Genomic DNA, 26,920 nt, shown 5'->3' on the forward strand with positions numbered 1-26,920 from the left:
TAATGATACATGAGATTTATATCGGCGATTCTTTAAATATATCGACTGACCGACAAATGTATACAATTCTTTTATATAGTAGAAAAAGAGCCATCCTTCCATAACAGAAGAATGGCTCTTTTTCTTATTGATAAATCTCTTTATATTTCTTGTACTCCGCTTCCGAACATAGTACGAAATGTCCTGGGCGAATTTCACGCATTGTTGGTGCCTCACTACCATAATTATGCTGTGATGGATCATATACGATACGTTTACGATTGCGCTCATAATCTGGATCTGGAAGTGGAATCGCTGATAATAGTGATTTCGTATATGGATGAATTGGATTCGCATATAATTCATCACTTGTTGTTAACTCAACGATTTGGCCACGGTACATTACACCAATACGATCACTAATGTATTTTACCATTGATAAATCATGGGCGATGAATAAGTATGTTAAACCTTTTTCTTTTTGTAACTTTTTCAGTAAGTTTACAACTTGCGCCTGAATCGATACGTCAAGTGCTGAGATCGGCTCATCGGCAATGATAAATTCTGGGTCTACAGCAAGCGCTCGAGCGATACCGATACGCTGACGTTGTCCACCTGAGAATTCGTGTGGGAAACGGTTTGCGTGCTCTTTATTTAAACCAACTGTGTTTAATAGTTCATGAACACGGTCCATGCGCTCTTTTTTACTTTTCGCTAATCCGTGAATATCAATACCTTCTGCGATAATATCCCCTACTGTCATACGAGGATTTAATGATGCGTATGGATCTTGGAAAATCATTTGCATTTTACGGTTGAATTTCTTCAGTTCTGCGCGTGATTTCTTACCATGTACGTTTTCACCATCGAACAATACTTCACCAGCAGTTGCATCATATAAACGAATAATCGTTCTTCCAGTTGTCGATTTACCACAACCTGATTCTCCTACAAGACCAAATGTTTCTCCGCGGTAAATATCAAATGAAATATCATTAACCGCTTTGACAACACCACCACTCACGTCGAAGTGCTGCTTTACATTTTTTACTTCAATTAATTTCTCACGTTGTTTAGTCATGTTGTTCACCTGCTTTCATTTGAAGAATGCGTTTTTCAACGACTGCTGGCGGTTTTACTTCTGGAGCTTGCTCGTGAAGTAACCAAGTTGCCGCATAGTGCGTATCACTTACTTTAAATAAAGGTGGGTCCATTTCAAAATCAATTTTCAGTGCCTGCGGGTTACGTGGTGCAAAAGCATCTCCCTTTGGCGGCTTCAATAAATCTGGAGGCGTTCCAGGGATTGCATATAACTCTTCTTCTGAACCATCTAAACTTGGCATAGATGCGATTAAACCCCAAGTATATGGATGTTTCGGATTGTAGAAAATTTCATCTACAGTTCCAATTTCAACAACTTTACCAGCGTACATAACTGCCACTCGGTCCGCAACGTTTGCTACTACACCTAAGTCATGCGTAATGAAAATGATTGCTGCTTCTGTTTTTTGCTGAATGTCTTTCATAAGTTCTAAAATTTGCGCCTGAATCGTAACGTCTAGCGCTGTTGTCGGCTCATCGGCAATTAATAATTTCGGGTTACAAGCTAACGCCATCGCAATAACTACACGCTGTCTCATACCACCTGAGAATTGGTGAGGATATTGTTTTAAACGAGCTTCTGGATTTGGAATACCTACAAGGTCAATTAATTCTAAAGCAACTTTACGTGCATCTGCTTTACTCATCCCTTGGTGTTTAATTAGACCTTCCATAATTTGATTTCCAATTGTCATCGTTGGGTTTAATGATGTCATTGGATCTTGGAAAATCATCGCGATATCTTTACCGCGTACTTGCTGCATTTCTTTTTCTGTTAATTTCGTTAAGTCACGACCTTCAAATACGATTTCACCATTTTTAATGCGTCCAGGAGGATTCGGAATTAATCCCATTAACGCTTTAGAAGTAACTGATTTCCCTGAACCAGATTCTCCTACAATCGCCAATGTTTCTCCTTTTTTCAAATCAAAAGTAACGCCGCGTACAGCTTGTACTTCACCTGCATGTGTATCAAAGGAGACTTGTAAATCTTTTACCTCTAACAATGTTTTCATCTTTGCCTCTCCCCTCTTTTACTTACGCATTTTTGGATCTAACGCGTCGCGTAATCCGTCTGCCATTAAGTTAAACGCTAAAATTAATATACTGATGACAACCGCAGGGATGAACATCATATGCGGATACGTTTGAATAGATTTATAACCATCATTTACAAGAGAACCTAGTGACGCAAATGGCGGCTGAATTCCTAAACCGATGAAACTTAAGAACGCTTCACCAAACACCGCTGATGGAATTGTAAACATTGTCATTACGATAATAGGTCCCATTACGTTTGGAATTAAATGTTTCACAATTAATTGTGTATTTGTTGCACCTAATGTACGAGATGCTAATACATATTCTTGGTTTTTTAACTTTAAGATTTGTCCACGAACAATACGCGACATCCCTATCCAACCTGTAATCGCCATCGCGAGTGTAATTGACCAAATACCAGATCCCATAATGATTACCATTAAAATAACGATGATTAAGTATGGAATACCGTTAATAATCTCCATAATACGTTGCATAATGTTATCTACTCTACCGCCGTAGAATGCTGAAATACCTCCGTATGCAACCCCAATTACTAAGTCAATTGCTGCTGCTAAAAGAGCGATATATAATGATACGCGTGTACCTTCCCATGTTCTTGTCCATAAGTCACGGCCAAGATCATCTGTACCAAACCAGAAGTACTCTTTAATATCACGTTTTTCATATTGGTCAACACCATATTGATCTGTACCGTCAAATGGTAACCAATGAACATTTTCAATAACTGGAATTTTTGGTGGTAATTTCGCTCGACCTAAATCTTGCTCTTTATACGAGTGTTTACTTACCATCGGTCCAAAAATCGCTAATAGTGCAATGATAACTAATAATACAAGGCCAAGCATCGCACCTTTATGTTGGAATAAACGTCTTCTTACATCTTGCCAAAACGTTAGACTTGGACGGGCAATGACTTCATTATCAACATTATTTTGATTGGCTTGTTGAAATAAATCTGGAGATAATTTTTGTACATCTTTCATCATTTTTTCCCTCCCGCTAAACGAATACGAGGATCAATAATTCCGTATAAAATATCGACAATGAAAATAACTAAAATGAAGATTGCACTATAGAAAATCGTAGTTCCCATAATAACTGTATAGTCATTTAAAGTAATCGATTTAACGAATTGTTCCCCAAGTCCTGGTACAGCATAAATTTGCTCGATAACAAGTGTTCCTGTAATTAATGCCGCAACCATTGGTCCTAAAATTGTTACAACTGGAATTAACGCGTTACGAAGTGCATGTTTGACAATAATAACGCCTTGGCTAATTCCTTTCGCTTTCGCTGTTAAAATGTAATCGGCTTGCATAACTTCAATTAATTCTGCACGAGAGAAACGTGCGATTGTTGCGATAACTCCCATCGATAATGCAATTGTAGGCATTACAGTAAACTCTGGTCCTTTCCAGAATGCTACTGGGAACCAGCCAAGTTTTACCCCTACGAAATATTGCAGTAATGCGGCGAATACGAATGATGGTACCGACATTCCGAGTACCGAAATAACTGTTGCACTATAATCTACCCACGTATTATTACGAAGTGCGGCAACAATACCTAAAATTAAACCGATAAATGTTCCTAATATAATCGCTTGTAAACCTAATTGGGCTGATGGTCCAATACGATCCACAATCATGTCTGTTACTGGGCGGTTATCATATTGGAATGATACCCCTAAATCACCTTTTGCTAGGTTACCTAAGTAACGTGCGTATTGAACTGGTACCGGATCATTCAATCCGTATTTTTCAAGAATGATTTCTTTTTGTGCCGGTGATAGCTTCTCCTGGTTTTTAAGCGGAGAACCCGGAAGTAATTTCATCAAAAAGAAAGTCAGTGTAGTAATTAAAAATAATGTCAAAGCCATGTACACGAAACGTTTTAATACATAACGTCCCATATCAAGCACCTCCCCGTTTTTCTCAAAAGCAATAAGATAGTTTAAAATATTCTTACTTTTATTTTTTTAAAATAAGAGCATATGCCCATCATAGGCATATACCCTTGTAAACGATGGAAAAAAAGATTATTTTTGTTCAACAGATGCCCATTTGTAAGTTAATTTACCACCATAGTTAATTGGGATAATATCTTTTACGGCACCTTTTACTACATACGCTGAACCTTTTTGGAAGATTGGAGTGATAACTGCATCCTCTTTAATTAACATCTTCTCTACTTCTAGAAGGTTGTCCCAGCGAGCTTGTAAATCTTTTGTATCTGTTTTAGCTTTTAGGATTAACTCATCATATTTCTGATTAGAATACCCTGTTTTATTTTGAGAACCATTCGTAACAAACATATCTAAATATGAGATTGGATCTGGGAAATCTGGTCCCCAAATACCAAACGCAATATCATATTGCTGAGAATCTTCTAATTTATTTTTTTGTGCGAATGGTTGCTGTTTAATTTTAATTGATAAACCTGGTAAGTTCTTTTCCATCTCACCTTTTAAGAATTCCCCAACTTTTTTAGCATCTTCATTATCAAAGTTTAAGAATTCTAGTTCGATTTTATCAGTTCCAAGCTCTTTCTTCGCTGTTTCCCAAAGCTTTTTCGCTTCTTTTGGATTTGTTTCAACTAGCTTTCCATTTTCAGCTCGGAAATCTTTTTTATTCGGACCTTCAGCGAAATCTTTTCCAACAAATCCGTAAGCTCCAATTGCACCGTTATTTAAAATAACTTTTGCAATGTTATCACGGTCAAAGGACATTGAAATTGCTTTTCTTAAGTTTTTATTACTTAAGTACTGATTACTTTGATTAAATCTTAAGTAAGCAACCCCTGCTTCTTTTCTTGTTTGGAACTCTGGGCTTTTTCTAAACTTATCAACAAATTCAGACGTTAAAGCCGCTCGATCAATCGCGTTTGTCTCATATAAATTTACATCAGTTGCTGTATTTTTTACAATATTAAAGTTGATTTCTTCGATTTTAACCGTTTTATTATCCCAATATGAAGGATTCTTCTTGAATTGGAAACTTTGTTCATGTTTCCAATCACTCATAACGAATGGACCGTTATATAATGTTGTATTTGCCTCTAAACCAAATTTATCCCCTTGTGCTTTTACAAAGTTTTCATTTAGTGGGTAAAATACTGGATAAACTGTTAAATCGATAAAGTAAGGAACGGGATTGTCTAATTCTACTTCTAATGTATAATCATCAATCGCTTTTACACCTAATTGGTCAGCAGGTAATTCTTTTTTATGAATTTTCTCTGCATTTTTAATATCGAACATAATGTACGAATACGTTGCTTTTGTATCTGGATTTACTGCTCTTTTCCATGAATACACAAAATCTTTAGCTGTTACAGGTTCCCCATTCGACCATTTCGCATCTTTTCTTAATTTAAATATGTATTTCTTCCCATCATCTAGCTTTTCGACATCTTCTGCAACTCCAGGCATTCTCTTTTGATCTTTGCCAATACGATATAAACCTTCCATCGTATTATTTAATGCTGTAGAAGATGAAGAATCAGATGCCAATGATGCATCCATTGACGGAATTTCAGATAACTCTGTTAAATTAAGAATCTGTTTTCCGTTACTACTACTCGTAGCGTTCTCTTTCCCTTTTGCTTTTGCGTCATCTTTTTGGTAGCTACACGCGCTAAGCAACATACTTGCAGTTAAAGTTGATGCAAGTAATAACGGTATCTTTTTCTTCATGTTGTGTTGCCTCCCCTAATTGCACTTCCTGTACCCTCACTTGTTAAAAAGTAGAATTGAAAGAATAATCTCCAAGTTTCTACAATTTTCATTATACATATAATATAACAATTGTGAATATAGTTTTTTGTTTTTTTGTTAAAATTTTTAATAAAATATTTATATTTTTAATTTTTCGTAAAGGGATACATTAACATTGCTACCATCATCTTAAAATCAGACCTTTAATTGCGTATAATTTTCAAAAAATTAATCCTAGTACTTATTATAGCTTTTATAGTATAATAATTCTAGTAATATTTTGACGGAGGGGAATATTTTGAATAAAGTTTTTTTTCATACTTGTATACTAATTTTTATAGCGATGATTGCTTCTAGTATTGGTGCATTCCTCATTTCATCTCAATTTTTGTTGAACTTTGTCAACATTTTGTTTTATATTGCACTGTTTTTTATTCTTATCGGCGGTTTTTTATACATATTTCAAAATGGTTTTTTCAATGTAACCATTTACGCATTCCAAAGAGTATTTGGTACGAACAAAAAGATTGACTCTTTAATTGAAGAAGTCGAGGAACCTACAGATAAGAAAGAACGTATTTATAAAACATATTCATTCAAATGGACATATCCAATTTGTATTACAGGTATCTTCCTTGGGTTGTTCTCGACCCTCATTAGCTTTACTATTTTGATGTAGTTTGCAAACACTATCCCATATGATATAATAATCAGCAAAACATTTTGTTATAAAACTTTAGTTCTTTCATATTAAAAGAGCTCAAGTAACAATAAATAAATTTATATGTATGCGATGATAAAGAAGAGTACATATTGAGGCAATTTCAGAGAGCTTGTGGTTGGTGTGAACAAGTAATTGTACAGTATGGAATGGGCTTTTGAGCACCAAACCGAACCGAAAGTAGTAGGCTTTGGCGTTATATCCAAACGTTATTATGGATTAGAGAGATTTCACAGTAGTGAAATAATTAGGGTGGTACCACGGTCCATTCGTCCCTATAGTTTTTGGGATGAATGGGCTTTTTTGTTTGCCTTCTCTTCCCCACATCACGCATTCTATTTTAGGAGGAATTACTTATGTCAGTTATCTTTTCTGGTATTCAACCAAGTGGAACGATTACACTTGGAAACTATTTAGGAGCAATGAAGCAGTTTACAGAGCTTCAAAATGAACACGACTGTTATTTCTGTATTGTAAACCAACATGCGATTACAGTACCTCAAGATCCCGTCGGGCTTCGTAAAAACATCCGCAGTCTTGCTGCACTTTATGTAGCATGCGGCATCGATCCTGAAAAAGCTACTTTATTTGTACAATCAGAAGTACCAGCACACGCTCAACTAGGATGGATCATGCAATCTGTTGCTTACGTTGGAGAATTAGAACGTATGACGCAATATAAAGATAAAGCTTCTGGTAGAGATTCAGTTCCAGCTGGATTACTTACGTATCCACCATTAATGGCTGCTGATATTTTACTTTACAACACTGAAATCGTGCCGGTTGGTGATGACCAAAAGCAACATATCGAATTAACACGTGACTTAGCAGAGCGTTTCAACAAACGTTACCGCGAAATCTTCACAATGCCTGAAATTCGCATTCCAAAAGTAGGAGCTCGCGTTATGTCATTAACAGAGCCTACGAAAAAAATGAGTAAATCTGATCCGAATCCAAAATCAATGATTAGTATGCTTGATGAGCCAAAAACAATTGAAAAGAAAATTAAGAGTGCTGTAACTGACTCTGAAGGTATTGTGAAATTTGATAAGGAAAACAAACCTGGTATCTCTAATTTATTAACAATCTACTCTTCATTCTCTGGAAAAACAGTTGAAGAAATCGAAGCAATGTACGAAGGAAAAGGATACGGCGACTTCAAAGGCGACCTAGCGCAAGTAGTCGTAGAAGCTATTCGTCCAATCCAAGACAAATATAACGAACTAATCAACTCACCAGAACTAGACGAAATCCTAGACAAAGGTGCAGAAAAAGCAAACCGCGTTGCATTCAAACAACTACGCAAAGTAGAAAACGCAATGGGACTAAGCAGAAAACGTAGGTAACATATAAAGCGGAGGCAGCTCGTTCAGCTCTGACTGGATAAGGTTCTTTCGCATAGAAGACGCTTTTTGTCTTCTTATGCGGAAGGTTCTTAGACACGAAGAGCTCGCTGCCGGAGCTGGATTTCTACAAAAAGCGGAGGCGGCTCGTTTAGAATGTGAAGGCGCGAAGCCACCGAACATTCTTGCCGCTGGAACTAGATTTCTACAAAATTAAAAAACCGCCAATTGGCGGTTTTTTAATTTACCTTTTGCTCATTTTCCATTTCCCATAACTTTTCAAAAAATGGCTGTCCTTTTACGAGACGCTCGCATAATTGTTCGTGCTTATCAGACCAGCCTGTTTTCGCTTCATCATACAGCTTAGCCCAAATATCTTCAAATTCCATATGTTGAACCATTCCATATGCTGATGGATCCCACTCTGTGAACCAATAGCGAATTTCTGCTGTGTTTTTCGTTGTATGTAATTGATCTAACGCCATAAATAATAATTGTTTTAGCTGTCTTTCTTTACGAGTCAAGCCATTCATAATGAAAGGCGATGGTGATAAAATATGATGTTCTTTTTCTGTTTCTTCTACTTGGAACTCATACTTTTCTGCTTGTACGTTTTCTACCATCTCATATACCATCTGCTCTTGACGTGGTATAAGTCTACTTTTGCGAATTGGTACATTGTAACCAATTGTGTCAATCGCAATAATTCCTTTTCCATCTGTAACAACAAAGCAATACTCTTGCTGCAAACGTTCATGATTTTTACGAATATAAGCCTTATGATGTACGTCTTCCAGCATTTTTTGCGGAAGCTCTAACAATTCGTTCTCGATGTAATGATATAATGTGGCATCTACTTTTAATAATGGCACTTGATCTAATAGCTCAATCGTATCATCTTTCCGCCATTCGTAAAAATGACAAACGTTATACCCATTTTCTTCACCTTCAAACCAATTTACCCATACATCATGTAGATATAACATTCACTACCCCTCACTTCACTACTGTTTGTACCAATCATTATGTTCATTTTTGCTTAACTTTATTCCACTTGAGGAAATATATTCTAATTATTATTTTTTCTTCTATTAATACTAAAAAAACAGGAAATAGAATTCCTGTTTTTTTATATATGAAATGTATTTGCTTTATTCAATATTTCTTTTGCATCTATAGATAATAAAGAAAGTGTATCTTCTCCTTCCAAAGTTACACAATCTTTGACAATATGAAATCCAAGCGCATAGCCAAGCATCTTCGGATAAGAGTGAAAGCCATTTAATAAGATGTCATGTTCCCTTGTTCCTCGTTTTATACTTATTCTTTCATGTACAACATTTTTCCAATAATAAACAGCCTCTTCTTGTGAAAGATACGCCGTCCACGGTGCATTGTTTTTTTCTGTATACCTTTCTGTTACTGCTTGTTCCGCTAGCCCTTCCATAATCATCGTATCAAGTAATGTATATTCTGTTTCTTTCGTCTCAATTTGATGTAACCTGCATATGTGATGATATTCATGCGCCAATAACACTTTTAATTCTTCTACCGAATTCCGCCCACATACGAATAAGAAAATAACATGACGCATAGATAATCCAGCCCTACCGTTATACTCTTCTTGTACAGTTCGATTATAGGAATCTGATAATAAAATAAAGACAGGGACATCTGGACCTTTTAACCAATTTTTCAGTTTATCATACTCCAGGCTCAATTCTTTCCAAATTTCCTTTTCTTCTAATTCTTTAATTTCCTTTTCTCCGCGCATGATCGGGCGATACATCCCTTTTGAAATTAAAAAGCGATACAACCTTTCTTTTGGCAACGGAATATACTTCGTAAATTTCTCACAAAGTTTTTCTGGCCGTCCATAATATAAATGTAACCATTCAGCTGTTTCAACAATCCCCATCTTTATCCCTCCTTTTTCTTATGTATATGCTACAGGAGAAAAAGGCGTAAAAATAAATAAGGAGTTTTTTCGCAATCTATTGCGAAAAAACTCCTTATTTCATCGATTATTTATACGATTTAAATACTAACACTGCGTTATGACCACCAAATCCTAATGAGTTACTTAATACTGCATTTACTTCTTGGTGTCTCGCTTGATTTGGTACGTAATCTAAGTCACATTCTGGATCTGGTGTCTCATAGTTAATTGTTGGAGGAATTACTCCGTCTGTAATTGATTTAATAGAGAAAATCGCTTCAACAGCACCAGCTGCTCCTAATAAGTGACCTGTCATTGATTTCGTTGAGCTAATTGCTACTTTATACGCGTGCTCACCGAAAGTTTCTTTAATTGCCATCGTTTCATATTTTTCATTCGCATCAGTACTTGTACCGTGCGCATTAATGTAATCAATATCTTCTGGCTGTAGGCCTGCATCAGCTAAAGCTTGACGCATTGCACGCACTCCGCCTTCCCCACCAGGAGCAGGCATTGTAATATGGAATGCATCTCCAGTTGCACCATAACCAGCAATTTCCGCGTAAATGTGAGCACCGCGTGCTAATGCGTGCTCTAATTCTTCAAGAATTAGAATACCTGAGCCTTCACCCATTACGAAACCGCTACGGTTTTTATCAAATGGACGGCAAGCCGTTGCTGGGTCTTCATTAAATGTTAATGCTTTCGCTGAGCTAAATCCTGCGAATGCCATACTTGTTAGCGGCGCTTCTGCTCCGCCTGTAATCATTGCATCAGCATCACCACGCTGAATTGCTTTAAATGCATCACCAATTGAGTTTGCACCAGATGCACAAGCCGTTACAGAACAAGTGTTAATTCCTTTTGCTCCTGTTGCGATTGATACTTGACCTGCTGCCATATCTGGAATCATCATCGGCACGAAGAATGGGCTCACGCGGCGTGGGCCTTTCTCAGTAAAAATCTTAAATTGTTCTTCGTATGTTTCCATACCGCCAATACCAGATCCAATCCATACACCAATTCGAGGTCCGTTTTCTTCTGTAATTTCAAGTTTTGCATCTGCAACTGCCATTTTCGCTGCTGCCACTGCATATTGTGTAAAGCGATCCATACGGCGCGCTTCTTTTTTATCAATATATTTCTCGACTTCAAAGTCGTTAATTTCCGCTGCTACTTTTGCTGGAAATAGTTCTGGATCAATTCTTGTAAGTCGCCCGATTCCAGATACACCCTTTTTAATGTTTTCCCACGCTGTTTCAACATCTGTTCCGACCGGTGTAACAGCTCCTAGTCCTGTAATTACGACCCTCTTTTTTTCCATACAAAATACACTCCTTTTTTTCTCTCAGTCCTTATTTACCCCAACGAAGAGCAACTGCTCCCCATGTTAATCCGCCGCCAAAACCAACAAGTATAATTAAATCACCGTCTTGAATACGTCCGTTTTGCAATTCCTCTACCATTGCAATCGGAATTGAAGAAGCTGATGTATTACCGAACTTCTCAATCGTCATACTCATTTTTTCTTGTGGTAAATTTAACCTCTCTCTTGCAGATTCCATAATACGAATGTTTGCTTGATGCGGTACTAAGAAATCCACATCTTCTTTCGTAAGACCAGCTTTATCTAAAACGCGAAGACAAGAATCACCAAGTTGACGAACGGCAAATTTAAACACTTCTCTGCCATTCATCATAACATACTCGTCTTGATAAAGGTGCTTGCCACCACTTCCGTCTGCTCCTAATTCAAAAGATAGAACGCCTTTACCTTCTGAAACAGCTCCCATTACGACAGCACCGGCTCCGTCTCCAAATAGTACTGCTGTATTTCGATCGTTCCAGTCTACAATTTTAGATAGTTTATCACTACCAACTACTAATACATTTTTATACGTTCCTGTTTGAATAAATTGCTGTGCTGTAATCATTCCGTACATAAAACCAGCACATGCTGCACTTAAATCCATTGCAGCTGCATGTTTCGCTCCTATTGCTTCTTGAATTACACAAGCAACTGCTGGAAAAGCACGATCTGGTGTTACTGTTGCTACTAAAATAAGATCGATATCCTCTCCGCTAATTCCTGCATCTTCAAGTGCTTTTTTAGAAGCCTCTACGGCCATATATGAAGTATCTATTGTATCATCGGCAATGCGTCTTTCTGCAATTCCCGTTCTCGTACGAATCCATTCATCGGATGTTTCCATTATTTTCTCTAAATCGTGATTTGTGACTACTTTTTCTGGCACATATCTTCCGATCCCTAAAATGCCCACGTTCACATCGCAGCCCTCCGTTTTATATCAATTATTATGACTTGGTACTAATTTTAAAACATAAATGTATTTTTGTCTAGAATATATTTCGCATAAAACAGAAAGCTAAGCATTATTCACGTTATTTTTCATTAAAAGAAACAGAAACATACCTCTCAAATATAAAAAGACTCAAACCGCTTCTATTTACGGTTCGATCCTCTCTTTCATCTAAAAAGATGCTTTTTTATTCTTTATCTGCTTTCCTTCTAAACTAGAGAGTTCTCCTCACTACTTTTCCTTTATCCTCTTCATATCTCTGGTTTTCCACCAGGCAAGAATAAAAAAGGCCCTGACCGCTTCTATCCACGGTTCGGGCCTCTCTTCCATCTTAAAAAGATGCTTTTTATTCTTTATCTGCTTTCCTTCTAAACTAGAGAGTTCTCCTCACTACTTTTCCTTTATCCCCTTCATATCTCTGGTTTTCCACCAGGCAAGAATAAAAAAGGCCCTGACCGCTTCTATCCACGGTTCGGGCCTCTCTTCCATCTTAAAAAGATGCTTTTTATTCTTTTTATTCTTTATCTGCTTTCCCGAGCTCATAGGCCTCGTTCATAACTTTCATTAACAACTCTAACACCGGCTGTGCCTTCTCCATATCAAGTGCAATTCCATTATCATCTAAAATTGCCTTTGCTTCCGGTAAATGCTTCATTGCGATTTGTAAAAACTGCATGCTTTTTTCGTTCATATTATGCTCTTCCTCTCCATTAAAACTTTCACATACAATAGTGTAACACGCGTACTACCCTTCGTATAACTCTTTATATTTTTTCATGTGTGCCAGTTGCTTATTTAAACCGTATTCTAACGGAGTATTTCTTTTTATTGAAATTACCTCGATAGCCTCATCTCTTACTTCGTTATTATTTTTATTTACTTTATCATCCGCGCGTAAAAGATTCATACCTTTTTCCCATAATGACTGTTTACCACTAAGTAAATTGTATATACCAAGATGCGCCCCGTTCGTTCCATTTTCCCATAAGTATTCACATACATCTTCAACGTAAAGTAAATCATTCCCCTTTTCCTCAATCGTACAACGGCACTCTTTTTCACCTAATTCTGATAAAATAAGCTGATGAAACATCATAAAGGACGGTTGCCACGGTCCATATAATGTTGGAACTCGAAATACACTATATTGTAAATTCCCTTTTTTCAATCCTTCTTCTACTTTCAAAAATATTCGCTTATTTTCGGATTCATCTGTACTGCCTACTTCAATAGAAGAAATTAAATTTAACTTCACTTTTTGTTCTTCACACATTCTTATAATTCGCTTTAAATATTGTAATATGACTCTTTCATTCCGAAATCCACTTTGCTGATTTGGCTCATATAAGCAAAAGTAAACAGTATCGAATCTCTCTTCCTCAACCGATCTCCATCCATCTTCATCTCTTATCGAATAATACGTAAATAATGCATTTCGCCCAATTAATAATAACTTCTCTTCATTAATTTTCGTCATACTATCGAATTCATCAAAATCAAGACCATATACTTCCACTTCTTCTGCAATCATTTTATTTACAAGGTGATAACCTACAAACGTAAGTGCACCTACAATTAGCACGCGTTCCATACCACCAACCCTTTCCCTCTGAAACAAATAGCTCCTCATTTATGTATATGGGAGCTTCATAATTCTTCTTCATATTTTTTAAAGAAATCGGTCGTTTGCCTAACCATTTTATATTTCACATCTTGCAGATGGAACAAGACAGAAGTATCACATTGATTTAGTTGCCTCATTTTCTCATATCTACGCAACTGCTGTTTTCTTCCTCTTTTTTCTTGTGTTGATACGAAAATTTTAACAGGTACACAAGATGGAAGAAGCGTAAATGATTTCTTATTTATTTTTGATTCTAATTCTTCTTCTTTGGCATCATACGCCAAACTTAATTCCTTCACGAGTCTCTTGTAAAAAAACTTATGCTCTTTCTCAAACTCCACATATTCTGGTAAATCTAAACACGGATTTAACATAATGACAGAGCGTATACACTCAGGGTATTTGTTCATCATTTCGAGTGCTACAAGTGCTCCCATACCATCTGCCATAATGTGCATTTTCGCATTCAATGTCTCTTTTCTCAACACAACGTCATATAAACGTTTCGCTAGACGAACAGATTGGTCGTTTCCCCAATGTCTTCCGTATAAATTAGAAGAAAAGACTGTGTAGCCTTGCTCAATAAGGCCATGTAAAAAATAAGATCTACCCGCATGCTGTGTCCATAAACTTGTACCATTCTCAATAAAGTAGTTATAATCACCGAGGAGCATAACAGAAAATCCATTTGGCTTCTCCGGTAAATAAATGACACATGGTTCTTTTTCTAAGTAAAAAAAACGTTCCGTAATACTCATTTTTCCCCCGCCTTATTTTCTAAACATATAAAACCACTCTTTTATAATGTATGAACGGAATGCAAATTTGCGTTGAAAAATCTACAAATATTTTTCTATATTCTTTTTTCAATTGTGTTACAATAAGGACAGATTGAACGAATAGAGGTGTAAAATATGCGTTTCATTTGGGCATTAATTTGGTCGTTCTTACTTGTACATATGATGAGCTATGTAATCGGCTCTATGACTGGCGGTACATACGACTTTAACCAAGCGTCTATTTTCTCAGTTGTTCTTGCTGTGTTAGTACTAGCAATTTCAGCTGCAATTCCAAACGAGCCAGTAGAACAACACTAAAAAAAGAGTCCGGATTTTATCCGAACTCTTTTTTATTTTTATTTCACATGAACGACTAATTCGTTATTTTCTACATCAACAACTACGTGACTATTATCAGTAATTGTTCCTGCAATTAATTCTCGTGCTAATTTCGTTTCCACTTGACGCTGTACGTATCGTTTTAATGGACGAGCTCCGTACATTGGGTCGAAACCGGCTTCCACAACAAATTCTTTTGCTGCATCTGTTAATTCTACTGTAATGTGACGGTCAGCTAGACGACCTTGTAGTTCTTTTACAATTTTATCAACAATGCCTTTAATTTCATTCGTTGTAAGAGGTTTGAATAAAATAATTTCATCCACACGGTTTAAAAATTCAGGGCGGAAATGTCCTCTTAATTGCCCCATTACAAGGTCTCTTGATTCCTCTTTAATGGAACCATCTTCTTCTAATCCATCTAGTAAATGAGCAGATCCAATATTTGAAGTCATAATAATAACTGTATTTTTAAAGTCCACTGTACGACCTTGCGAATCTGTAATGCGTCCATCATCTAACATTTGTAATAAAATGTTGAATACTTCTGGATGTGCTTTTTCAATTTCATCTAATAAAACAACGGAATATGGTTTACGTCTTACCGCTTCTGTTAATTGACCGCCTTCTTCATATCCTACATATCCAGGAGGTGCACCAATTAAGCGAGACACGGCGTGTTTTTCCATATACTCAGACATGTCAATGCGAATCATTTGCTCTTCACTATCGAATAAAGACTGGGCTAACGTTTTTGCAAGTTCTGTTTTACCAACACCTGTTGGTCCTAAGAAGATGAAAGAACCAATCGGGCGGTTCGGATCTTTAATACCAGCGCGAGCACGAAGAACTGCGTCTGACACTAAGCTTACTGCTTCCTCTTGTCCGATGACACGCTCTGATAAGATTTGCTCTAAGCGTAATAATTTCTCGCGTTCACCTTCCACGAGTTTCGCAACAGGAATACCAGTCCAGCGTGAAACAATATCTGCAATTTCTTCTTCACTTACTTCCTCACGTAATAAACGATTTTCTTGTTTATTATGCGCGCCCATTTCTTCCGCTTCTTTTAACTCTTTTTCAATTGCGGGAATTTTCCCGTGACGAAGTTCGGCTGCTTTATTTAAATCGTAATTGCCTTCTGCTTCTTCTAATTCACGACGCAAACGTTCTAAATGTTCACGTAAGTCACGAACTTTGTGAATGTCTTCTTTTTCTTTCTCCCATTTCGCTCTCATGCCACTTGCAACTTCTTTTAAATCCGATAATTCACGTTGCAATGTTTTTAGACGCTCTTGGCTACCACGATCCGTTTCTTTCCCAAGAGCCGCTTCTTCAATTTCCAGCTGCATAATGCGGCGCGTTACTTCATCTAATTCTGTTGGCATAGAATCAATTTCTGTACGAATTGTTGCACACGCTTCATCAACAAGGTCAATTGCTTTATCAGGTAAGAAGCGATCTGAAATATATCGATCTGATAAAACTGACGCTGCTACAATCGCACGGTCATGAATATTTACACCGTGATAAATTTCAAAGCGTTCTTTTAATCCACGTAATATGGAAATTGTATCTTCAACAGTTGGTTCTTCTGCTAATACTTGTTGGAAACGTCTTTCTAGCGCTGGATCTTTCTCAATATATTTGCGATATTCATCGAGCGTCGTCGCCCCGATACAATGCAGTTCACCGCGCGCAAGCATCGGTTTTAACATATTTCCTGCATCCATGGCTCCCTCTGTTTTACCAGCTCCAACTATTGTATGAAGTTCATCAATGAATAATAAAATGCGTCCTTCACTCTTTTTAATTTCATTTAATACAGCTTGCAGACGCTCTTCGAACTCACCACGGAATTTCGCACCTGCTACGAGCGCACTCATATCTAACGCAAAAATCGTTCTATCTTTCAATCCTTCAGGTACATCCTTTTTCACGATACGCTGTGCTAGCCCTTCAACGATTGCTGTTTTACCAACACCTGGCTCCCCAATTAAAACAGGATTGTTTTTCGTTTTACGTGAAAGAATACGAATTACACGTCGTATTTCACTATCACGGCCGATTACAGGATCGATTTTCCCTGCTCTCACTTCCGCCACTAAATCACGGCCATATTTTTCTAACGCTTCATAAGTTGCTTCTGGATTTTGACTCGTCACTCTTTGATTCCCCCGAACTGTCATTAAAGACTGTAATAAGTTATCTTTCGTAATATGCAATCTTGTAAATAATTGATTTATATCGCCTTTTTCTTCAGAAAAAGCAAGCAATACATGTTCTACTGAAATGTAATCATCCTGCAGTTTTTCTGCTTCTTTTCCTGCTCTTACAAGAAGTTGTTGCAGAGCGCTCGTTACATACAATTTTCCAACTTCTGCACCGCTCCCCGTTACAGAAGGTTTCTTTTTAATTAAACTTTCAGCACCTTGCTTTAATGCTTCTATATCAACATTCATTTTTTGAAATATACGTACTGCTAATCCATCTTGCTCTTCTAATAATGCAAGTAATAGATGAACAGTATCCACCTCTTGGTGATGATGAGATACCGCTAAAGATTGGGCACTCATAATCGCCTCTTGTGTTTTTGTTGTCATTTGATTTAAGTCCATCTTTACAGCCCTCCAAAAGTTTGACTTTCTTTGACCTTTGATTTGATTATACGCCAACTGACTTTTTTATACAATAATTTTGCCTATGTATTTTCAAACTTATTATTTGAAAAAGAAAAAGAGAGCATTCATTATACTGCTAAAAAATACGGTAAATGAAATTACAATGTGTAACGACAAAAAAGCCGCAATAATGATTGCGGCTTCTGTTACGGTTTTCTTTTATATGTCCACTGGCGGTTATGATTCGTGTTATCCGGAAACTTTTCACCGGCAGTTAATTTCACCATTTGCGGATCTTTCACCATACTTCCCGTTTCACCAATTTCTACGTAAATGCCATCATTCGGCGCTTTTTGTCCAGAACGAAACCTGCGATTTTGTCCCATCTTCATTCTCCTTCCATGACGTCTTGCCTCATTAGTATATCCATTTTAAAAGAAAGCTTTTCTGTCATGTTTAGGAAACAGTACTACATCTCATTCTTGTACATATATATGAATGACACAAGCGTAAGCAGGGATTTCTTTCCTACTTGTAGAAAAAAAAAAGAAACCAACCTACTCTAGGCTAGTTTCAAAGGAGAGTCAAACATATACGAGAAGATTACATGTTCATTATATGCCTCATCACACGAGCAATGTAACCCTTTTCACAATTTGTACATAATGAAAGAAACATTGTTTGAACTTTCTAAAAAGATGTTGACTTTTCTTAATTTCCAACGATAAATAGTAGACACCACAGCACTTTGAGACGTAAGATGGATATATAGTGAAATTTCCATCTATGGTGATTTCACCGAGTCTAACCTCTTATTTCTGCATATTAAAAACGGAAATACAGATAGATACAAAAAAATTATTATAAGAGGTGAAATTATGAACAAACAACATTTAATCGCATTAGACTTAGACGGCACTTTATTAACAGACAACAAAATAATTTCCACTCGAACGAAACATACAATTGCAAAAGCAAAGGAACAGGGACATATTGTTGTTATTTCAACAGGACGTCCATTCCGTGCTAGTTATGATTACTATAAAGAACTTGATCTTAACACACCTATCGTAAACTTTAACGGCGCTTACGTACATCATCCTCTTGATTCAAACTGGGGAACACATCACTCTCCTCTTGAGCTAGCAACAGCGCAAGAAATTGTCCGAGCTTGCTTTGATTTTGGCGTAAAAAATATATACGCGGAAGTAATGGACGATGTGTATGTTCGTGAAATTGATGAAGATAAAAAACATATTTTCGAATTCGGCTCTCCTAAGATTTTTACGGGAGACTTATTAAATATTTTAAACGATCATCCAACTTGCTTATTAATTGACGCACATGACGAGCATTCTACTGCAATTCGTCAACATTTAACCGATATGCATGCGGAAGTAATCGACCATAGAAAATGGGGCGCACCTTGGCCGATTATTGAAATTGTGAAAAGCGGATTAAATAAAGCAGTTGGATTACAAAAAATTTCTAGTCATTACAACATTCCACAAGAGCGAATTATCGCTTTCGGTGATGAAGATAATGATTTTGAAATGATTGAATTTGCTGGTCACGGCATCGCAATGGGAAATGCCATCCCTGAATTAAAATCACTCGCAAACCATACGACGTTAACGAACGAAGAAGATGGTATTGCTTTATATTTAGAAGAGGTTCTTGGGTTGTAATCTAAAAATTCCCTACTTATAGTTTCCTGCCAAATGTCCATACTATAAGTAGACGCATGAGACATTGCGTCGATTGTTTTCAGCTAAATAAAGGGGGTTTTTCGAATGGGTAAAAAGAACAAATCAAAACGTTTTATCCAACAAGGAGCCGATGCTGTTATGAAGCATGATGCAAGATTCCCGTACAGAGGTACATTAGCTGAGGCAGAAAAAGCAAGAAGTAACTCTTCTTTTGGAGGGGTTTAAATGGGGAACTTACTATTCCAACAAGCTAGAGACGCTGTTGAAAATGCCGTATCTTGTTCAAGCGGTACTGAGCAACAAGATCTCGTGTATAGAGCAAAAAATGCTTTGCAATCCGCTTACGCAAACTCTTCAACTGCTGAAAAAGTTCAGCTCCGTGAAATGCAAGAGCAATTGCAAAACATTACGAATTCACATTAAAAAAGAGGACCAACTTTGGTCCTCTTTAATCTTTCCGAAACAATCCGAATACCCCAACTGTTTGCAGTATATTTGTAAATGCACCTGGGTCCACTTGTTTAATAATCCTCTCTAATTCGTATAACTCATAACGGGTAATAACCATCATTAACATTTCTTTATTTTCATTTGTATAAGCACCTGTTGCCGGTATCGTTGTAATCCCTCTTACTAATCGCGAGTGAATCGCCTTTCTTACGTCTGCCCCATTCTTCGTAACAATTAATGCTGTAATCTTTACATGGCGAGTATGAATTGCATCAATAATTCTCGTTGATACATATAAAGTCACTAGCGTATACAACGCTTTTTCCCATCCATATACATAGCCAGCAGCGATAATGATAATTGCATTAAAAAAGAAAAAGTATGTACCGACAGGCTTATCTTTTATTTTTGATAAGATCATGGCGATAATATCTAATCCACCTGTAGAAGCACCCCACTTTAAAGCAATCCCTACTCCAATTGCCGAAATAATCCCGCCAAAAATCGCATTTAATATGATATCATTCGAAACCGCTCTAACAGGGATGATTTCTAAAAACAGAGTCATAAATATAACACAAAGAAAACTAAAAAAGGTGAAGGCCTTCCCAACCTTTTTCCACGCTAAAATAACGACAGGAATATTAAATAAGCTAAACAATACTCCCGTAGATATGTGAATCGATAAAAAATCACCTAATATTTGTGATAATAATTGAGACAATCCAGCAAAGCCGCTCGCATACACTTTTGCTGGCGTTAAAAATAAATTCATCCCAATCGCGTTTAATAAACCTGCGATGATTACAACGATTAACTTCTTTATAAGTTCAGTATAATTCAACTTCAAATCCATTTCGAATCCACCTTTACCCTTCATAAATGCACCGCTATACATAGTCTTTACGAAAAAGGAAATGATAAACGTACAACGTTTAGAAATGGAGTTGATACATATGCCACATACGAGTGATAACGACAAAAAAGCACGCGATAATAACGCAAAACGCACACAAAAAAATGAGCAAGAGCAAAAAAATATTCAGCAAGGTAAACGTGCATACTCTAAAAAGACCGATCACCTTTGATTCCATCGTACATCAACAATTATGTTGATGTACTTTTTTACATTTTAAAGGAAAAAACATTAAAAATTCACTTCATGTTCACTTCTATATTCTACAATAGCGATAACATATTCGGATGAGGTGTTGGCATGAGAGGGAAACATATTTTCATTATTACTGCACTAATAAGTATATTGATGCTATCTGCTTGCGGACAAAAGAATGGCTCAGCTACAGTCGCTACAGCAACAGACTCCACCATTACAAAGGATAACTTCGAAAAACAATTGAAAGATCGTTACGGAAAAGACATGCTATACGAAATGATGGCACAAGACGTCATCACAAAAAAATATAAAGTACCTGATGAAGAGGTAAATAAAGAAGTAGAAAAAGTAAAAAAACAATATGGAGATCAATTCAAAAAAGTATTAGAAAATTATGGTTTAAAAGATGAAGAGGATTTCAAAAATCAAATTAAGTTCAAACTTGCTATGAATGAAGCGATTAAGAAAAGCATTACAGAAAAAGACGTAAAAGACCACTATAAGCCAGAAATTAAAGCGAGTCACATTTTAGTAAGTGACGAAAATGAAGCGAAAGAAATAAAGAGTAAACTAGATGCTGGTGCTTCATTTGAAGAATTAGCAAAACAAGAATCACAAGATCTGCTATCAAAAGATAAAGGTGGAGACCTTGGATACTTCAATTCAGGTACAATGGCTCCTGAATTCGAAACGGCTGCCTACAAACTAAATGTTGGACAAATTAGCAATCCCGTAAAATCATCAAACGGTTATCACGTTATTAAATTAACTGATAAAAAAGATTTAAAACCTTACGATGAAGTAAAAAACTCTATTCGCAAAAACTTAGAGGAAGAACGTACTGCTGATCCTGTATTCAGCAAAAAATTGTTACAAGAGGAATTAAAAAAGGCAAATATTAAAATAAATGATAGTGATTTGAAAGATACATTTACTCTTGTTTCTCCGCAAGGAAATTAAAAAAGCACAACCTTATTTTTTTAAATAAGGTTGTGCTTCTTAATCTTTCATCTACTTTATTTCTTAAAGTAAGTCCAACCTTCTTCTTGGTAAACCTTTTCTTCTTTCATCAACTTACCAAGTGCGCGCTTAAATGCAGCTTTACTCATGTTAAAGCGTTCTTTAATATCTTCTGGATGGCTCTTATCCCAAAACGGCATTGCTCCGCCTCGTTCTTCCATATATGCATAAATTACTGCAGCATCGTCTTCCATTCCTTCTTCTTTACGAGGAAGAAGTGAAATGTTAATTGTACCGTCATCTTTTACGTCAATAATACGTCCTGTTACACGCTGACCGATGCGAACTTGTTCTTTTCTTTCTGTATGGTGTAAGAAAGCACGGAAATGCTCATCAGTTAGTATGAATGAACCAACTTGAAGCGAACGATATACACGTCCATTTACGTTTTTATTACGCATAGATGGCGTTGCATCTACGATAATTTCTTGCATATCACTGTCTCTTGCCGGAAGAGCAATTAAACGATCACGATTCGTTAATTTTAACGTACAATATAATTCGTCGCCTACTTCTGGCCATACTGGCATATAAATCGGGAACTCATCAGCTGGAATTAGTATATCTTTTGACACACCAATATCAACAAACACACCTAAACTAGGAATGACTTCTACAACCTTTACCCAGTTCCAATCATAAGTTGTAATAATCGGTTCCTTCATTGTTGCTGAAATACGATTTTGGTGATCAAGGTATAAGAATACATCAATCGTATCGCCTTCTTCAATTTCTCCAGCTACTTCGTTTTTATGTAGGAAAATTTCTTCTTCTTCATTCCCAACCATATATCCGATTTCCGTTTCGCGTAAAACAGTTACCTGTTCAATCGATCCTATTTGCAAATACATATTTTTTAATTCCCTTCTATATATATAAAATTATCTTTTTTATCATTCCAAACAAAAGTTAATTATAACATGATTTTTCCTGTATTTGTCCAACTGCCCAAAATTCACTATAATAAAATAAGGTTACATGAATATAAGTACGAAAACACTTAAGTCTAGACTCGTTTTCAGCTATACTTTAGTATGTACAGTACATAACAAGATTAGAAATTTATTTGGAGGTGCTAACTATGGCAAAAGATAGTTCTTTTGACATCGTTTCGAAAGTAGAATTACCTGAAGTAACAAACGCAATTAACATCGCATTAAAAGAAATACAAAACCGATATGACTTTAAAGGAAGTAAAAGTGATATTAAATTAGAAAAAGAAGTACTTGTTTTAACTTCTGATGACGAGTTTAAATTAGAGCAAGTAAAAGACGTTCTTATCTCTAAACTTGTAAAACGTAACGTTCCAATTAAGAACTTAGATTACGGAAAAGTTGAAGCTGCAACTGGCAACACTGTTCGCCAACGCGCAACACTTCAACAAGGTATCGATAAAGATAACGCGAAAAAAATTAACAACATCATTAAAGAAATGAAATTAAAAGTAAAAACACAAGTACAAGATGATCAAGTACGTGTTACAGCGAAAAGCCGTGATGACTTACAAGCAGTAATTGCAGCTGTTCGTAGCGCTGATTTACCAATCGACGTACAGTTCATTAACTACCGCTAAAAAGAAAACTCCTCTTAATTAGAGGAGTTTTTTGTTTTGTAGAGACAATATTCCGAGAACAAACCATAGAAAAATGGTATATGCGGTGAAAATCGCTAAGTGAACAGAGTCTAACCATACGAGCACTTTACAAGTGATTGCATGATCAAACTAGGCCTTATTGTAGAATTTGTTTTATACATGTATTTAGCAGACCTTATTGAAAATAAGAAAAATATACCTTAAGACGTTTCCCCTTCAATTTGAATTACTTTTCTTAATAACCACATCCTGGGCCAAAGTCATCTTAAAAATCGCTGTAACTCATAATTCCTCTCCCCGCCAAAACGTAACAATTTATGAGTATAAGAATATTTCCCAACCTTTAATGTAATGTAAAATTAGTAAGGATCTAAAAAATGTTAATTAAAAAAGAGTTAGAAGTGGTTTTTTGAAGAAATTAATATTATGGTTTTTATTAGCCACATTCTCCCTAAATACTGTAGGATGTTCTAATAATACGAATACACTAACGGATAAATCTAACTGTATCAACAAAGCTTGGTACAAAAAAAATATGTCATGTAATCATTTGAAAACATTAAATAGTTAATGATAAAGATCTAAAGAAAAGACACCCCAAAGTACCTTCCTCCGACTTGAACCAATAATATTCGGATGGATTTAAAAAGAAGCATACATCTTTAATAAAGATGCAGACTTCAAAATAAAAAAGTACGCTAAGCGCTAAGTAAACTCTTATTCAAAAATTTATATTAAGCACTAATATTTTAGAAGCAAGTTTATAAGTATAAAACCTACAGAGATTTCCCCTGTAGGTTTTATTATATTTCAAGTGATTTCCAAATGAATTATGAGTGACTTTTTTCAGTTTGGTTTTCAAAATATTTTTCTTTAACCATTTTTATCAGATTTTCTTTTTCTGTTAGTTCAAATATAAATAATGCTTTTTTCATGTTATTTGCAACATCTTCTTCATTAGGTTGTTTAAGTTTCAATAAATTCCAAGATTTTCCATAGTATAATTCACCTAGTAAATATAAAGTATTTAGATTAATAGCTAGTTTGATACCCATATCATTGTATTTTACTGCCTCTTCATGTTGATTTGCATGACCTAAAATTTTTGCTAAATTAAAAATAATTTTCAATTTAATTTCTTTATCTCTAGGAAAATCTAACTTATTAAAATTAGTTAAACACCTTCTTAATATATTAATACTTTTTTCATATTCTTTATTTTCCCCATGGAATATAGCAATTGTCTGCATAATATCTATTTCTCTTTCTGATAAAAAATCAGAATTAGTTACAGTTAATTTTAATGCATTATTTAAAAAATCTAAAGCAGTTTTTATTGATTTATCCACCATAAATATAGCAATCGCTTCATGCCATATTAAAAATTGTTTATCTTCTGTTGATTGGAAGTTATTTTCGTTTTTCTCTTTTTTCACTATTTCATAAAGTTCTTTGTATTGTTTTTGCTTTAAGCAATCTTTTATTACGCATTTTACATTTTCTAGATATTTTAATTTTTTGTTTTGAGTTAATGCAAATATATTATTTGGGTCAATACCAAGTCTTTCTGATAATTGATATAACAATATACTAGATGGATAAATCACACCTTTTTCTATTTTGCTAATTTGACTTTGCGAACATATTCCATGACATAATTCGGATTGTGATATATTTTTTTAATTCTAAGCTCTTTAATGGTAATACCCAAATCGTAAAACTCCATTTTCCCACCTACTATTTAGCACTGTATTAGTATAAGAGTATTCTCTAACTTTTAATGTAATGTAAAATTAATATAGTTGCAATTATTGATTGCTTCAAAGATTCTTCCCTATCGGTGCTAACACAAAAAACAGGTTAGGAAGAAAATCCTCTTCCTAACCTGGCCCTCCTCTCACTAGGGACGTTTTCATTCTCACATCGTTTCTCTTAAGAAATTTCATATCAACAGAATAACACTATTGCCCCGCCGAACAAACTTACAAATACAATAAGAAGACATGAACATAGAGCGAGTAATTTCTCATCTCATCTACGCTTCCTTTTAACTGCAATTAGAAACGCAATAAATAATACATTCACACCGATTATTAAGGAGATAAATAACCAATTCACACCTGTTTCTCCGTTAACTTTATACACATTTGATTCTTCACGTTTTAAAACGAGATAAAACTTTCCGTTTTCTTCTCTTATAATTTCATCCTGTAACAATCCTCTTAACTCTTGTTTTTCACCAATTGCACTTGCAGGTAAGGAGACTTTTTGTGTTTCTTTCGTATTATTAATTGCTACTAAAGTTACTTCATCTTTATATTTTCGTTTTAGTATGCTCATCCCGCTCTTATCATACAGAAGCTCAAACGTACCGCGTCGTAAAGACGGTCTCGCCTGCCTAAGTTCACCTAGTTTTGTTATGTGCTGCATAAATTTTTCGTCTGACTTAAAATCCATTAATCGTCTATTATCGGGTACACTTCCTCCATCTAATGCAATTTCCGTTCCATAATAAAAATTCGGAATCCCAGGTGATGTTAACAAATAAGTAAGCGCCAGTTTTAAACGTGATGGCGGATAATACATATTTTCTTTTGCAATACGCGCATATCTTTTTGTTTCTTGATCATCTAAAAACGTAACAAATTCCCCTTCTTTTTTACTCACATCGTATAACGATTTCACCGATACATCCGCTTCGGAAAACGATTCTACGATTTTTTCGTTGTATTCGCTATCCTCCTTTGTCATAATACGAAAATCTTTCTTTATCACTTGCATATCTTTTTGCGCGTTATCCCAAAAGGAACGCGGCTTTTTTTCACTATGTATAACATAACTTCCGTCTAAATCAACTTCTTTTATCCACCATTTCATTGCGTCAATTACCTGCCGTTCGTTTTCTCCAAGCGGAAATTGAAATACAACTTTCATTCCTTTTGCATGAGCTTCTTTTACAAGTTCTTTCACATCATTGTCTGTCCCGAAATGTTCATTTACCTTTTTAAAATTTCGCACGTCTAATCCATCGTACTTTCCACTTTCAAAAAGCGGCGAAAGCATAACGGTAGTAAAACCCATTTCTTTTATGTAATCCAACCTTTTTATAATTCCTCTTATATCCCCGCCTTGATACCCTTCTAAATTACCAACTTCTAATTGTTTGTCATTTTTCGGTTCTCCATTATTGAAGCGATCAATCATAATGGAGTATATAACTTCATCTTTCCACTCTCTTTTTTCGTCTGCAAAAGTATGTATTGGTACAAACAAAACAAAAGCTAAGCAAAAACAAATGAATAGTTTCCTAGTCCGTATTTTTCCCACACGCATCCCCCAAGTTTTTAATTGTAAGAATATTATACCAATTATCCGAGAGAAACGCATATGTCGATTTCAATCCTCACAAAATAATCTATGTTACATTTTCTAACATCATGTATATATTTTTCTGAATTTTTAGTTGATTTTTAGTTCCTTTTCGAA

The 26,920-nt window shown here is 35.7% G+C and carries 27 protein-coding genes, 1 pseudogene and 1 other annotated feature; of the genes and pseudogenes, 10 read left to right on the forward strand and 18 right to left on the reverse strand.

Features of this window, described 5'->3' with window-relative positions; all coding sequences use genetic code 11:
- Positions 1-124: 124 nt before the first annotated feature.
- The 5 genes from ACUN13_RS09520 to ACUN13_RS09540 form a co-directional block, all read right to left on the reverse strand.
- Positions 125-1,060, reverse strand: a complete 936-nt coding sequence (locus ACUN13_RS09520; RefSeq protein WP_000166348.1) for an ABC transporter ATP-binding protein — start codon at positions 1,058-1,060, stop codon at positions 125-127.
- Positions 1,053-2,096 (reverse strand): ABC transporter ATP-binding protein, encoded by a 1,044-nt coding sequence (locus ACUN13_RS09525; RefSeq protein ID WP_000854346.1) that lies wholly within the window; start codon positions 2,094-2,096, stop codon positions 1,053-1,055. Before ACUN13_RS09525 ends, ACUN13_RS09520 begins: the two co-directional genes overlap by 8 nt.
- Positions 2,097-2,114: 18 nt before the next feature.
- Positions 2,115-3,131, reverse strand: a complete 1,017-nt coding sequence (gene opp3C / locus ACUN13_RS09530) for an oligopeptide ABC transporter permease (RefSeq protein WP_000974106.1) — start codon at positions 3,129-3,131, stop codon at positions 2,115-2,117.
- Positions 3,128-4,057 (reverse strand): oligopeptide ABC transporter permease, encoded by a 930-nt coding sequence (gene opp3b, locus ACUN13_RS09535; RefSeq protein WP_000534167.1) that lies wholly within the window; start codon positions 4,055-4,057, stop codon positions 3,128-3,130. The genes opp3C and opp3b overlap by 4 nt, the downstream gene beginning before the upstream one ends.
- 126 nt (positions 4,058-4,183) lie before the next feature.
- On the reverse strand, positions 4,184-5,839 hold the full coding sequence (locus ACUN13_RS09540) for a peptide ABC transporter substrate-binding protein (protein WP_000727217.1): 1,656 nt from the start codon (positions 5,837-5,839) through the stop codon (positions 4,184-4,186).
- A gap of 319 nt (positions 5,840-6,158) precedes the next feature.
- Between ACUN13_RS09540 and ACUN13_RS09545 the strand changes: the two genes are divergently transcribed.
- From ACUN13_RS09545 to ACUN13_RS09555, 3 genes are all read left to right on the forward strand, one after another.
- Positions 6,159-6,539, forward strand: a complete 381-nt coding sequence (locus ACUN13_RS09545; RefSeq protein ID WP_001044997.1) for a DUF3899 domain-containing protein — start codon at positions 6,159-6,161, stop codon at positions 6,537-6,539.
- A gap of 105 nt (positions 6,540-6,644) precedes the next feature.
- Positions 6,645-6,861 (forward strand) — a binding site (T-box leader).
- Between the two features lie 76 nt (positions 6,862-6,937).
- Positions 6,938-7,927 carry a tryptophan--tRNA ligase gene (gene trpS, locus ACUN13_RS09550; protein ID WP_000110982.1) on the forward strand — a complete coding sequence of 330 codons (990 nt, stop codon included), beginning with the start codon at positions 6,938-6,940 and terminating at the stop codon, positions 7,925-7,927.
- 76 nt (positions 7,928-8,003) lie between these two features.
- Positions 8,004-8,141 (forward strand): hypothetical protein, encoded by a 138-nt coding sequence (locus tag ACUN13_RS09555; protein ID WP_001233403.1) that lies wholly within the window; start codon positions 8,004-8,006, stop codon positions 8,139-8,141.
- 22 nt (positions 8,142-8,163) lie between these two features.
- Here the strand turns inward: ACUN13_RS09555 and ACUN13_RS09560 are convergent, their stop codons facing one another.
- From ACUN13_RS09560 to ACUN13_RS09590, 7 genes are all read right to left on the reverse strand, one after another.
- Positions 8,164-8,910 (reverse strand): YjbA family protein, encoded by a 747-nt coding sequence (locus tag ACUN13_RS09560; RefSeq protein WP_000966127.1) that lies wholly within the window; start codon positions 8,908-8,910, stop codon positions 8,164-8,166.
- Between the two features lie 143 nt (positions 8,911-9,053).
- Entirely contained in the window at positions 9,054-9,842 is a 789-nt protein-coding gene (locus ACUN13_RS09565) for a DUF2268 domain-containing protein (protein WP_000513279.1), read from the reverse strand.
- 106 nt (positions 9,843-9,948) lie between these two features.
- Complete coding sequence (gene fabF / locus ACUN13_RS09570) at positions 9,949-11,187, reverse strand: beta-ketoacyl-ACP synthase II (RefSeq protein WP_000412656.1); 1,239 nt, start codon at positions 11,185-11,187, stop codon at positions 9,949-9,951.
- Positions 11,188-11,218: 31 nt separating this feature from the next.
- The gene (gene fabH / locus ACUN13_RS09575; protein WP_001100547.1) at positions 11,219-12,151 is read right to left on the reverse strand and encodes a beta-ketoacyl-ACP synthase III; all 933 of its coding nucleotides are present in this window, start codon (positions 12,149-12,151) and stop codon (positions 11,219-11,221) included.
- A gap of 547 nt (positions 12,152-12,698) precedes the next feature.
- A complete protein-coding gene (locus ACUN13_RS09580) occupies positions 12,699-12,875 on the reverse strand; it encodes a ComZ family protein (protein WP_001986215.1) in 177 nt (58 codons plus the stop codon).
- Positions 12,876-12,929: 54 nt separating this feature from the next.
- Positions 12,930-13,802, reverse strand: coding sequence for an NAD-dependent epimerase/dehydratase family protein (locus ACUN13_RS09585; protein WP_342761692.1), 873 nt, complete (start codon positions 13,800-13,802; stop codon positions 12,930-12,932).
- Positions 13,803-13,831: 29 nt separating this feature from the next.
- Positions 13,832-14,566 (reverse strand): hydrolase, encoded by a 735-nt coding sequence (locus ACUN13_RS09590; RefSeq protein ID WP_000028712.1) that lies wholly within the window; start codon positions 14,564-14,566, stop codon positions 13,832-13,834.
- 156 nt (positions 14,567-14,722) lie between these two features.
- Here ACUN13_RS09590 and ACUN13_RS09595 point away from each other — a divergent pair, with 156 nt between their 5' ends.
- Entirely contained in the window at positions 14,723-14,905 is a 183-nt protein-coding gene (locus ACUN13_RS09595) for a YjzD family protein (RefSeq protein WP_001211116.1), read from the forward strand.
- Positions 14,906-14,943: 38 nt separating this feature from the next.
- On the opposite strand, the gene clpB is transcribed toward ACUN13_RS09595, so the two are convergent.
- Both clpB and ACUN13_RS09605 read right to left on the reverse strand, forming a co-directional pair.
- Positions 14,944-17,544 (reverse strand): ATP-dependent chaperone ClpB, encoded by a 2,601-nt coding sequence (gene clpB / locus ACUN13_RS09600; RefSeq protein WP_000365401.1) that lies wholly within the window; start codon positions 17,542-17,544, stop codon positions 14,944-14,946.
- Between the two features lie 209 nt (positions 17,545-17,753).
- Positions 17,754-17,933 (reverse strand): YjzC family protein, encoded by a 180-nt coding sequence (locus ACUN13_RS09605; RefSeq protein ID WP_000531421.1) that lies wholly within the window; start codon positions 17,931-17,933, stop codon positions 17,754-17,756.
- Between the two features lie 492 nt (positions 17,934-18,425).
- On the opposite strand from ACUN13_RS09605, the gene ACUN13_RS09610 reads away from it, so the two are divergent.
- From ACUN13_RS09610 to ACUN13_RS09620, 3 genes are all read left to right on the forward strand, one after another.
- Positions 18,426-19,235: a Cof-type HAD-IIB family hydrolase gene (locus tag ACUN13_RS09610; protein ID WP_001041232.1), complete on the forward strand. Its 810-nt coding sequence runs from the start codon at positions 18,426-18,428 to the stop codon at positions 19,233-19,235.
- Positions 19,236-19,340: 105 nt separating this feature from the next.
- Positions 19,341-19,481 (forward strand): hypothetical protein, encoded by a 141-nt coding sequence (locus ACUN13_RS09615; RefSeq protein ID WP_000516816.1) that lies wholly within the window; start codon positions 19,341-19,343, stop codon positions 19,479-19,481.
- Positions 19,482-19,679 carry a DUF3813 domain-containing protein gene (locus tag ACUN13_RS09620; protein ID WP_257115927.1) on the forward strand — a complete coding sequence of 66 codons (198 nt, stop codon included), beginning with the start codon at positions 19,482-19,484 and terminating at the stop codon, positions 19,677-19,679.
- Between the two features lie 25 nt (positions 19,680-19,704).
- Here the strand turns inward: ACUN13_RS09620 and ACUN13_RS09625 are convergent, their stop codons facing one another.
- Positions 19,705-20,562, reverse strand: coding sequence for a YitT family protein (locus tag ACUN13_RS09625; RefSeq protein WP_000364431.1), 858 nt, complete (start codon positions 20,560-20,562; stop codon positions 19,705-19,707).
- Positions 20,563-20,662: 100 nt separating this feature from the next.
- Here ACUN13_RS09625 and ACUN13_RS09630 point away from each other — a divergent pair, with 100 nt between their 5' ends.
- Together ACUN13_RS09630 and prsA are read left to right on the forward strand one after the other, a co-directional pair.
- The gene (locus ACUN13_RS09630) at positions 20,663-20,794 is read left to right on the forward strand and encodes a DUF3941 domain-containing protein (protein ID WP_001120851.1); all 132 of its coding nucleotides are present in this window, start codon (positions 20,663-20,665) and stop codon (positions 20,792-20,794) included.
- 128 nt (positions 20,795-20,922) lie between these two features.
- Complete coding sequence (gene prsA, locus ACUN13_RS09635; RefSeq protein WP_025687955.1) at positions 20,923-21,780, forward strand: peptidylprolyl isomerase PrsA; 858 nt, start codon at positions 20,923-20,925, stop codon at positions 21,778-21,780.
- 56 nt (positions 21,781-21,836) lie between these two features.
- Here prsA and ACUN13_RS09640 read toward each other — a convergent pair whose 3' ends face one another.
- A complete protein-coding gene (locus tag ACUN13_RS09640) occupies positions 21,837-22,691 on the reverse strand; it encodes a CvfB family protein (protein WP_000281260.1) in 855 nt (284 codons plus the stop codon).
- 230 nt (positions 22,692-22,921) lie between these two features.
- Here ACUN13_RS09640 and ACUN13_RS09645 point away from each other — a divergent pair, with 230 nt between their 5' ends.
- Positions 22,922-23,413, forward strand: a complete 492-nt coding sequence (locus ACUN13_RS09645; RefSeq protein ID WP_001040149.1) for a YajQ family cyclic di-GMP-binding protein — start codon at positions 22,922-22,924, stop codon at positions 23,411-23,413.
- Between the two features lie 851 nt (positions 23,414-24,264).
- Here ACUN13_RS09645 and ACUN13_RS09650 read toward each other — a convergent pair.
- A pseudogene (locus ACUN13_RS09650) lies at positions 24,265-25,160 on the reverse strand (helix-turn-helix domain-containing protein).
- 305 nt (positions 25,161-25,465) lie between these two features.
- Positions 25,466-26,821, reverse strand: coding sequence for an alpha-amylase family glycosyl hydrolase (locus ACUN13_RS09655; protein ID WP_142292928.1), 1,356 nt, complete (start codon positions 26,819-26,821; stop codon positions 25,466-25,468).
- Positions 26,822-26,920: the final 99 nt, after the last annotated feature.

It is taken from the genome of Bacillus cereus group sp. Bce041 (genome assembly GCF_052646455.1).

Coding starts and splice junctions, on each gene's coding strand:
- ACUN13_RS09520 (WP_000166348.1), bottom strand. CDS start 1,060: ATGACTAAACAACGTGAGAAATTAATTGAAGTAAAAAATGTAAAGCAG.
- ACUN13_RS09525 (WP_000854346.1), bottom strand. CDS start 2,096: ATGAAAACATTGTTAGAGGTAAAAGATTTACAAGTCTCCTTTGATACA.
- opp3C (WP_000974106.1), bottom strand. CDS start 3,131: ATGATGAAAGATGTACAAAAATTATCTCCAGATTTATTTCAACAAGCC.
- opp3b (WP_000534167.1), bottom strand. CDS start 4,057: ATGGGACGTTATGTATTAAAACGTTTCGTGTACATGGCTTTGACATTA.
- ACUN13_RS09540 (WP_000727217.1), bottom strand. CDS start 5,839: ATGAAGAAAAAGATACCGTTATTACTTGCATCAACTTTAACTGCAAGT.
- trpS (WP_000110982.1), top strand. CDS start 6,938: ATGTCAGTTATCTTTTCTGGTATTCAACCAAGTGGAACGATTACACTT.
- ACUN13_RS09555 (WP_001233403.1), top strand. CDS start 8,004: ATGCGGAAGGTTCTTAGACACGAAGAGCTCGCTGCCGGAGCTGGATTT.
- ACUN13_RS09560 (WP_000966127.1), bottom strand. CDS start 8,910: ATGTTATATCTACATGATGTATGGGTAAATTGGTTTGAAGGTGAAGAA.
- ACUN13_RS09565 (WP_000513279.1), bottom strand. CDS start 9,842: ATGGGGATTGTTGAAACAGCTGAATGGTTACATTTATATTATGGACGG.
- fabF (WP_000412656.1), bottom strand. CDS start 11,187: ATGGAAAAAAAGAGGGTCGTAATTACAGGACTAGGAGCTGTTACACCG.
- ACUN13_RS09580 (WP_001986215.1), bottom strand. CDS start 12,875: ATGAACGAAAAAAGCATGCAGTTTTTACAAATCGCAATGAAGCATTTA.
- ACUN13_RS09590 (WP_000028712.1), bottom strand. CDS start 14,566: ATGAGTATTACGGAACGTTTTTTTTACTTAGAAAAAGAACCATGTGTC.
- ACUN13_RS09595 (WP_001211116.1), top strand. CDS start 14,723: ATGCGTTTCATTTGGGCATTAATTTGGTCGTTCTTACTTGTACATATG.
- clpB (WP_000365401.1), bottom strand. CDS start 17,544: ATGGACTTAAATCAAATGACAACAAAAACACAAGAGGCGATTATGAGT.
- ACUN13_RS09605 (WP_000531421.1), bottom strand. CDS start 17,933: ATGGGACAAAATCGCAGGTTTCGTTCTGGACAAAAAGCGCCGAATGAT.
- ACUN13_RS09610 (WP_001041232.1), top strand. CDS start 18,426: ATGAACAAACAACATTTAATCGCATTAGACTTAGACGGCACTTTATTA.
- ACUN13_RS09615 (WP_000516816.1), top strand. CDS start 19,341: ATGGGTAAAAAGAACAAATCAAAACGTTTTATCCAACAAGGAGCCGAT.
- ACUN13_RS09620 (WP_257115927.1), top strand. CDS start 19,482: ATGGGGAACTTACTATTCCAACAAGCTAGAGACGCTGTTGAAAATGCC.
- ACUN13_RS09625 (WP_000364431.1), bottom strand. CDS start 20,562: ATGGATTTGAAGTTGAATTATACTGAACTTATAAAGAAGTTAATCGTT.
- ACUN13_RS09630 (WP_001120851.1), top strand. CDS start 20,663: ATGCCACATACGAGTGATAACGACAAAAAAGCACGCGATAATAACGCA.
- prsA (WP_025687955.1), top strand. CDS start 20,923: ATGAGAGGGAAACATATTTTCATTATTACTGCACTAATAAGTATATTG.
- ACUN13_RS09640 (WP_000281260.1), bottom strand. CDS start 22,691: ATGTATTTGCAAATAGGATCGATTGAACAGGTAACTGTTTTACGCGAA.
- ACUN13_RS09645 (WP_001040149.1), top strand. CDS start 22,922: ATGGCAAAAGATAGTTCTTTTGACATCGTTTCGAAAGTAGAATTACCT.
- ACUN13_RS09655 (WP_142292928.1), bottom strand. CDS start 26,821: ATGCGTTTCTCTCGGATAATTGGTATAATATTCTTACAATTAAAAACT.